At 45.3% G+C, this 8,075-nt stretch carries 7 protein-coding genes, 2 rRNA genes and 1 pseudogene; 2 read left to right on the top strand and 8 right to left on the bottom strand.

What is annotated here, in order from left to right; translation table 11 throughout:
• The 3 genes from G451_RS33825 to G451_RS30660 form a co-directional block, all read right to left on the bottom strand.
• Positions 1-281 (bottom strand): transposase (locus tag G451_RS33825; protein WP_027182666.1); only part of this gene is annotated, 281 nt, incomplete at its 3' end.
• Between the two features lie 106 nt (positions 282-387).
• Positions 388-1,593, bottom strand: coding sequence for a PAS domain S-box protein (locus tag G451_RS0120010; RefSeq protein WP_027185643.1), 1,206 nt, complete (start codon positions 1,591-1,593; stop codon positions 388-390).
• Positions 1,590-4,607 carry a chemotaxis protein CheB gene (locus tag G451_RS30660; protein ID WP_084448681.1) on the bottom strand — a complete coding sequence of 1,006 codons (3,018 nt, stop codon included), beginning with the start codon at positions 4,605-4,607 and terminating at the stop codon, positions 1,590-1,592. Before G451_RS30660 ends, G451_RS0120010 begins: the two co-directional genes overlap by 4 nt.
• A gap of 242 nt (positions 4,608-4,849) precedes the next feature.
• On the opposite strand from G451_RS30660, the gene G451_RS30655 reads away from it, so the two are divergent.
• The gene (locus G451_RS30655) at positions 4,850-5,083 is read left to right on the top strand and encodes a transposase (protein WP_156921749.1); all 234 of its coding nucleotides are present in this window, start codon (positions 4,850-4,852) and stop codon (positions 5,081-5,083) included.
• 526 nt (positions 5,084-5,609) lie between these two features.
• Positions 5,610-5,873, top strand: coding sequence for an RNA recognition motif domain-containing protein (locus tag G451_RS0119995; RefSeq protein ID WP_027185642.1), 264 nt, complete (start codon positions 5,610-5,612; stop codon positions 5,871-5,873).
• Between the two features lie 349 nt (positions 5,874-6,222).
• Here G451_RS0119995 and G451_RS35430 read toward each other — a convergent pair whose 3' ends face one another.
• From G451_RS35430 to G451_RS0119975, 5 genes and pseudogenes are all read right to left on the bottom strand, one after another.
• A complete protein-coding gene (locus G451_RS35430; protein WP_169727918.1) occupies positions 6,223-6,483 on the bottom strand; it encodes a tyrosine-type recombinase/integrase in 261 nt (86 codons plus the stop codon).
• 280 nt (positions 6,484-6,763) lie between these two features.
• Positions 6,764-6,970, bottom strand: coding sequence for an Lcl C-terminal domain-containing protein (locus G451_RS35425; RefSeq protein ID WP_084448682.1), 207 nt, complete (start codon positions 6,968-6,970; stop codon positions 6,764-6,766).
• Between the two features lie 23 nt (positions 6,971-6,993).
• A pseudogene (locus G451_RS30650) lies at positions 6,994-7,662 on the bottom strand (IS630 family transposase); the annotation flags it as partial.
• Between the two features lie 123 nt (positions 7,663-7,785).
• Positions 7,786-7,900: ribosomal RNA gene (gene rrf / locus G451_RS0119980) — 5S ribosomal RNA — on the bottom strand.
• Positions 7,901-7,947: 47 nt separating this feature from the next.
• A 23S ribosomal RNA gene (locus G451_RS0119975) occupies positions 7,948-8,075 on the bottom strand; the annotation flags it as partial.

The following is an 8,075-nucleotide window of genomic DNA, read 5'->3' as shown; positions in this document are numbered from 1 at the left end:
AAATGAATCACTTCGAGATCCGCTTCTCGGGAAAAAGTAGCAAGAATTTCTTGCCAAATATGAGACTTGGCCAAAGCATTGAACCGTTTATAAACAGTTTGCCAGGGGCCAAATTCCTCTGGGAGATCACGCCATGGGGCACCGGTACGGAGAACCCACACGATGCCGTTGAACATAAGTCGGGCATCTTTGGGTGGTCTACCTCGCCGTTCTTGGCGAGGTGGGCAAAGAAAAGGCTGGAAGCGCTGCCATAGATCGTCTGAAATGTTGTGGCGACTCATCTGGATACAATGCTATAACCAATCTCAATGTCTAGGATTTTATTTAGAAACACGCCCTAATGGCTGTTCGGCGATTCAGATCGCCAAAGAACCGAGTGGATGAGCGTTATTCTCTATCTCCGCAGGGAAGAATAACGGTGATAGTGGTCCCTTCGGCCTCGGACGTGGTGAATCCTATGCTACCACCGTGCGCATTGGCAATAAGTTGAGCACTGTATGTGCCGAGGCCTGTACCATAAAGTTTTCCCTCAGTGGCATACTTCTCAAAAAATCGCTTCCTCAGGGCCGCAGGTACGACGCCCATATTGTGAATGGTAATGCGCAATTTACCTCGCTCCATTTGACAGGAGATTGTCACACGTTCTCCCTTGGGTGATGCCTCTACGGCATTTTTCATCAGATTCATAAGCATGTCTTCGATAAGAAAGGCTTCGCCGTACAACTGGCACTCGCTGGAAGGTTGCACCTGGAGAAGAATCGCCACCTCGTTTTTCGAAGACAATACTGTCAAGGAATCTTGTATCGATTTGACCACCTGCTCAATATCAATAGGTTCTTTGGAAGGGATATACACACCCTTTTCCATTTTCCGTAATGGTTCTACAGCATTGATGAGATGAATAATTTGTCGAATGCCGAGTATTATTTGCGGAAAGATCTGCATAATATCGACATTTTGTTTGTCGTTTATAACTAGCTGGGCTAAACTAAAAAGATTGATAAGCGGCCCCTTTATGTCGTGTTGAATAATGCGCTCGACACCTTCCCGAAACTCCTCTTCTTGTTTGCGATCGCTGATATCATGCATTGCTATACGGCAAGAAGGTATGCTGTCGGCATCTTTGGCGATGGTGGTCGCCACGTGAACCCATAATTCACTTCCGTCCTTTTTCTTTAAACGCAAGTCGTACGAGGCCGGCAGAGCGGTCTCAAAAAGTTTTTTGCGTTGCTGATAATAAAGATCCTGATCTTCTTTATAAATGAAACGAGTCCAAGGTTTCCCGACTAAATCGTTCCGGGCTAGCCCAAGCATAGTTGCTATAGTGAGATTCGCTTCAATAACAAGTCCCTGCTCACTTATGGTGCAATATCCGACTGGAGCGAGATCATAGAGATCGAAATAGCGCGTCCGTGCGACATCCAACTCCGCCTGAGAGCGGCGAAGCTCCTCGTTTTGCATTTCCAATTCGATCTGATGCACGTGCAGTTCATGCACTATCTGGCGCATTTCCTCATAAGAATAAGCATGCTCACGCATGTCCTCATTTGCGTTAGCCAACGCTTCGGCTTGCATTCGTAATTTGTTTTTCATGTTCCTGGCCTCTCTTGGGAGTTTCGATACGTCGTCGACATAGCGTAGACTTGACCTTCCTCATTGATCAAGGAACCAACTGTCAACCACACCTCCACAACGCGTCCTTCTTTGGTAATACGTCGAGTTTCATAGGAGGGGGGCTTCTCTCCCTTGGCAACCCAACGCATATTTTCTAATTCTTGCTCTCGCGTATTGGGGGGGATGATATCCTGGACATTCATGGTCAGTGCTTCTTTTTCACTCCATCCAAAAAATCTCTGTGCGGAAGAGTTCCATGTTATAATATTCCCATTTAAATCGAGTACAACAATAGCATCTTTAGAATCTCGTGCAACAATCGACAAACGGAGTTGCTCGTTGGCTTTCTGCAAGAGTTCATGTGACTTCTTCATCTCGGTGATGTCAACAAAGGTGATGACTGCGCCCTCTATTACATTATCAAGATTTCTGTAGGGCAAAATACGCATCGTATACCATTTCCCTTCTTCTATTTGTACTTCTACCTCTTTAGGAAGCAGTGTGTTCAATACAGTTCTCACATCACCAATTAGATTATTGTAGCCTACCATATTTGAGACGATATTGCCAACGGGCCGTCCAACATCAGATTGGATCAAATTGATAATTCGGGTGGTAGCAGGAGTGAAACGTAGTATGCACAAATTATGGTCCACGAATAGCGTGGCGATACCCGTCCCAGCGAGCAAGTTGCTCATATCGTTGTTGGCTTGCGCTAGATCAATTAACTTATTTTGCAGTTCAGTATTGACGGTAGTCAACTCTTCGTTGACCGATTGCAACTCTTCCTTTGATGTTTCAAGCTCTTCGTTGGAAGACTGTAATTCTTCGTTAATTGACTGCATTTCCTCATTTGATGACTTGAGTTCTTCATTAGACGTTTCAAGTTCCTCAATTGTAGTCTGAAGGTATTCATCCTTTGACTTCAATTCTTGTCGCAATGCAGTGATGGTAGCATCAGGCTCTTTATTGCATATTTTTAAATTCTCATTACTTTGCGGAGAAAGATGGATTTGTTGCATCTGGTCATTATCAAAAAGTGGCATTGATTCTAGGATAACAAGATAGAGAGGAGTTTTAAGTAAGATGTTTTGATCAGAAATTACTGGACAGACCTTCAAGTTAACAAAGGTGAAGTCTCCATTCGTTTTGACCCGAAGCCCTGAACGCCGCATAGTCTTTCTGGAAGACCGGGCTTTGTGCAGGGCTGTGCTTAACTCTCGACGTAAGCCTTCACGTGCCATTTTTATGATATTATTGACACTTGTTTCACCTGGCGTGGGCTCCAGGTATTGTCCCGTTCGACCGTGGAGATAGAGTATGTCACCTTGAGCATTGACAAGTACGCCCGACAAGTCGTCCTGATGCAGAAGCGTTTGTTCAACCAATTCGCGTGATGGTTGTTTGCTGAGATGCATTTCCTTGCGAACAGACTGTGGGAGCGTTGTATTGGTTGTCATGAGAGGGACGGATCGCCCCGCAGCCGTATTCTGTCCACTTCGCGAATTATCATTGCGTTGATAGAGCTTAGATGTGCGATCCAGGGTGGTAAAAAGATCACTAAAGTCGCCCACTGTCTCAGAAGTACCCAAAAAAAGAAAACCATCCGGATTTAAGGCGTAATGAAAAAGGGGGATAAGTTGTTTTTGCAACTCTGCTCCCAGGTAGATGAGCAAATTGCGGCAACTGATCAAGTCGATCTTTGAAAAAGGTGGATCTTTAATCACATTTTGCTCAGAAAAAACAAGCATGTCGCGAATGCTTTTGTGAATGCGGTAGGCACATCCATCTGGCTCCGCTGTAAAAAAACGTGATAGTCGTTCAGGTGAGACATCTTTGACAATATTGGATGGATAGAGCCCGCTTCTCGCTATGGCGATCGCTTGGCTATCAATATCGGTGGCGAAAATCTGAACGTCGAAACGTTGTTGTACCGATTCCAAGTATTCTTGCAGCAGAATGGCTATAGAATAGGCTTCTTCCCCGGTAGAGCACCCAGGGGACCAAACTCGAACGATAGAACCAACTGTCTTGCCAGTAAAAAGTTTTGGGATAACCTGTTGTTCGAGTGCCGTAAAAGCTTCAGGGTCGCGGAAAAAACCAGTCACGCCAATGAGCAGGTCTCGGAAGAGTGCTTCTACTTCTACCGAATTTTGCTGTAAATACTGTATGTATTCATCTTGCATGGCTATTTGATGCATGGCCATACGGCGTTTTATGCGACGATTAATGGTGGAAGGTTTGTACTGGGAAAAATCATGTCCTGTCTGAGCGCGTAGCAGAATGTGTATTTGGGGTGATATATTTTCAATTGTGGAATTCGGTATAGCCGAAGCCTGGAGTGACATACCGAAAGTATGGGCAACATATGCGATAATATAGGAAGGCATCTCGGCTGGTGCTAACTCGTAATCAACCAAACCTGTTGCGATGGCGCTACGTGGCATACTATCATACTCTGTCGATGCGGGAGTTTGTGCGATAACCATCCCTCCCTGGGCTTTGATGGCTCGAACCCCCTGCGTACCATCGTTGCCAGAACCCGAAAGTATGACTCCTATGGCCCGTTCCTGCAGTTCTTTAGCCAAAGAACAAAAAAAGAAATCAATAGGCAGACGTTGTTCCCGACGAGCGATAGGCTTAATCAATTGAAGCTTACCATCTTGAAAAGTCATATCACAATTAGGCGGAATGATGTAGACACAGTGAGGTAAAACCTCCATCCCATTCTCGACTTCAAAGACATGCATGCTGGTATAACGGCGAATAAGTTCAGCCAGGAGACTTTTATGGTCTGGGGCAAGGTGCTGTACCAAAATAAGAGCCATTTCCGGAGCGGGATCGTGAGGCATGCCGGAAAAAAAGGCTTCAAAAGCCGCCAAACCTCCGGCTGATGCACCAATCCCCACAATGGCGAGAGGGTTTCCGGACCTTTGAAGCGAGTCAGTGTTGTCTTCCTTGAACGATTTAGAAGAGGGCTTTTTCTCTGGCATGACAAAGATATCTCCATAAAATATTCTTAATTGTTTGTTCCAGTCTTGTCTTGCAAAAAAAAAGAAATAGTCTTCTGTTAGTGAGCTAGGATGTTTTTAATTTTTAAAAAAATGCAATAAGTGAAGTGGCCTCATAAAACTGGACCAGGTGTTAAGGTGGACGTAAACAGCCCTGAGGAGGGTGTTCATGTCCCAGAAAAGAAGGAAGTTCACTGCTGAATTCAAAACTCGTGTAGCCCTTGATGCCGTTGACCAGTGATCAAACACTGGCTGAATTGGCGAGCAAGCATGGCGTCCATCCCAACCAAATTTCTCAATGGAAAAAACAAGTCAAGGAGGGGGGTGTCGCTTCCTTCTCCACGAAAATCCAGAAAGATCAGCAAGCTAACGACGCCCAGATCAAAGAATTACATGCCCAAATAGGACAGCTCACGGTGGAAAAAGATTTTTTGCAACAAGCCTTCGCCAAAATATGAGCTGTGAGCCAAGGCAAGGGATTGTCGATATCAGCCATCCCGAGCTCAGTATCCGGAGACAATGCAGACTGCTTCACCTGCACCGGTCGAGTTTTTACTATCAGCTCCAAGATGAGTCCGCGCAAAATCTGGACTCATGCGGCGTAATTTTCGAACCAGTCCATCTTAAGTTCGCCGCGCCGTGGTCCAATTCAAACGGGTCTACCTTACTCTAACTATATGTAATTATTAGTCTTAATATTCCATTAGCGGGAAGTTTGTGGGACATCATCTTGTACTTTTAGTACGCAGCACCTCGTAAAATCAACAATCTTTATAACATGAAGATAGTCCTTGACTTCAACTGAAGAAAAGGACATATTGCCTTACTTAGTCAGTCGCACCCGTGTAGGCGCGGTCAAATTGTGACCAGAACTGGCTGTAGTTACAACAAGACACATCGAGGAGCAATGTACGCACCCCGTACATTGTTCCTTTTTTTTGGCGCACGGGAGTCATTCCAGAGTTACTTTTTTAGGAGAATTGAATGTCCAAGAATCTTTATGTCGGCAACTTGTCCTGGTCCACTAGTGAAAGTGAAGTTCGCACAGCCTTTGAGGCTTATGGCGAAGTGACTTCAGTTAAACTGATCGAGGACCGAGAAACTGGTCGCCCGCGTGGTTTCGGTTTTGTTGAAATGGAAGACAGCGGCGCCATTGAAGCCATCCACAATCTGGATGGTAAAGAGTTCGACGGGCGCAACATCAAGGTCAATGAAGCAAAACCCCGTGCAGAACGCTCCCGTTGGTAGCGTTCGATAGAAAGTTCTGATTTGTCGATATTCGCCTGGCGATTTTTGGGTCTCCAGGCGTTTTGCTTTTGTGCCTCAACGCTCATCATCTCAACCTTTTGGTTAAAGTGGACGCCTTCACTTAGATCAAAAAGTCTGCAATTCCAGATCAATAGTGACGTCTCACTTCCAAAATCAAGTGGAAACTTGGTTGGACTTTGCCTGGAAAATACCGTGAATATACGATCGTTCAGCCTTGCCTTGGAACGATCCCCCCACAAGATACTAAGACTTCTAATGTACGCGCCAGAGGTAGTCCGAAGATGTTGAGGGATTGGTGAAGCGGTAACATTTTAGATTTATAAATATTTTACTTCACCACATGCAGCAATGTGGGGAGTTGTGTGGGGCTGATTGGGAAAAGGCACCTTGATAACCTACTGACAGCACTGGACATATCGACGTCAAGTCCGTTTCCATACTTTTCAGTGTGAGCGAGTTGCTTATGTCGAAGCACACTTTGAATAACTTTCATCGCAACTCCATTCTTGGCAAGAAGACTTCCAACATAACGGCGCATCGCATGAAATCCAAATCGTTTTACTCCTGCCTTTTTGCACAATGACGCCAACAACTTATTTCTGTTTGTATAAGGTTGTCCATAAGATGGACTTCTTTTTTATGTATTTACAAAGACATACTCGTTATCATGCGGTTTATGTTGTTGCCACCATCGAAGCGACTTTGCAAGATCGGGAGCTATCTCCTTCTAATTTACTGCACCCAGAAAAAAATAAGATCTGAAAAAGAATGATAAAACATACAGGCATTACTCGTTTCATGACGAGTCCCATTTTATCGTGTTTATAGAGTTTTGATTGTCTACGTCCTATTTCGTGACGGAGTATTGCTTAGTATCCTTCTCGAACGCATCTGACGTAAAATTCATAGCCTTTACCGTTATAAACATCATCTGCAGTTGCTTTACCGTCGGAGAAATCAACGAGCCAAGCTATATTGTGATAGTATGGTCCTGTTGTGCTCGACCAATATAGTTCAGATTTGCACGAAAAAGCGGGATTAATCGTCGGGTCGGTATGTACAGAGTCAACTAATATGAATCAGTGCATAAAATTTTTAACTATGCCGCTTTTGCGTATGCGACATGTTTTGCCTGAAAATAACGTTTCACACGCTCGTGTCGGCGTTGGCGGCTTCGCATAAAACTGCGCGTCCTCTGCATGAGATCGGATTTATCTTTGGCCTTCTCCTGCCGGAAAGCGTTGCTTTTTAAATCTTGATTTACCAGTTCGTCGGGGTTGAGCTCAGGGCTATAGGCTGACAGGAAAAACAACCTGATTTTTCCTTGCTGCGCCGCAATCCATTCTTCTACGGCTTTGGCCTTATGAACCGGATGTCGATCAACGATGATGAAGACTTTCCGTCCGGCTTGCTGCTTCACCAGTCGCTTCAGGAATTCCAAGAAAGTCTTGGTGGTGAAACGCCCTTCGAAAACCGTGAAACTCATGTCTCCACGGTTTGTTACTGCTGAAATCATGTTACAACTGAAACGGTTGCCACTGATCTTAACCAAAGGGGGCTGCCCCCTTTCACTCCAAGTTATCCCACTCTGATGATCGCTCCGCAGACCGGTTTCGTCGCTCCACCAAATGCGAGCGCCTTCATCCTTGGCCTGCCGCTCAATCGCGGGGTACTTTGTCTCAAGCCAATATTTCACCTGTACCGGATTTTGCTGCAAGGCTCGCTTGGCGGGCTTTTGAGGAGTATCAAGATAGCGCCCCACGGTCCAGCGCGAGAGTGATCTTGCTACAAAGTTGTGGACACGAAGTTAAGCCACTATCCAGAACGCACGAAAGCCCGAACTTTCATCAAGTTCGGGCTTTGTGTTGCCGTGTGTGGCATTTGAAAAGAATCCTGGCGACGATCTACTTTCCCACGGTTATGACCGCAGTATCATCGACGATGGAGGGCTTAACTTCCGAGTTCGGAATGGGATCGGGTGTACCCCCTCCTCCTTGGTCACCAGGAAATATTGGTGATATATAAGTAAAATAAGAAACAGGATAGTTTGAAGGAAAATAAGTCGAACGACTTATTAGTACCGCTTTGCTAAGTACATTGCTGCACGTACACATGCGGCCTATCAACCGAGTCATCTTCTCGGAGTCTTCAGGGAGATCTTATCTTGAAGCAGGCTTCCCG

The sequence above is a fragment of the Desulfovibrio inopinatus DSM 10711 genome, assembly GCF_000429305.1.
Classification (GTDB): domain Bacteria; phylum Desulfobacterota; class Desulfovibrionia; order Desulfovibrionales; family Desulfovibrionaceae; genus Alteridesulfovibrio; species Alteridesulfovibrio inopinatus.
The sequence above is the reverse complement of the archived record's forward strand: the minus strand, read 5'-3'. Positions and strand labels throughout refer to the sequence as shown.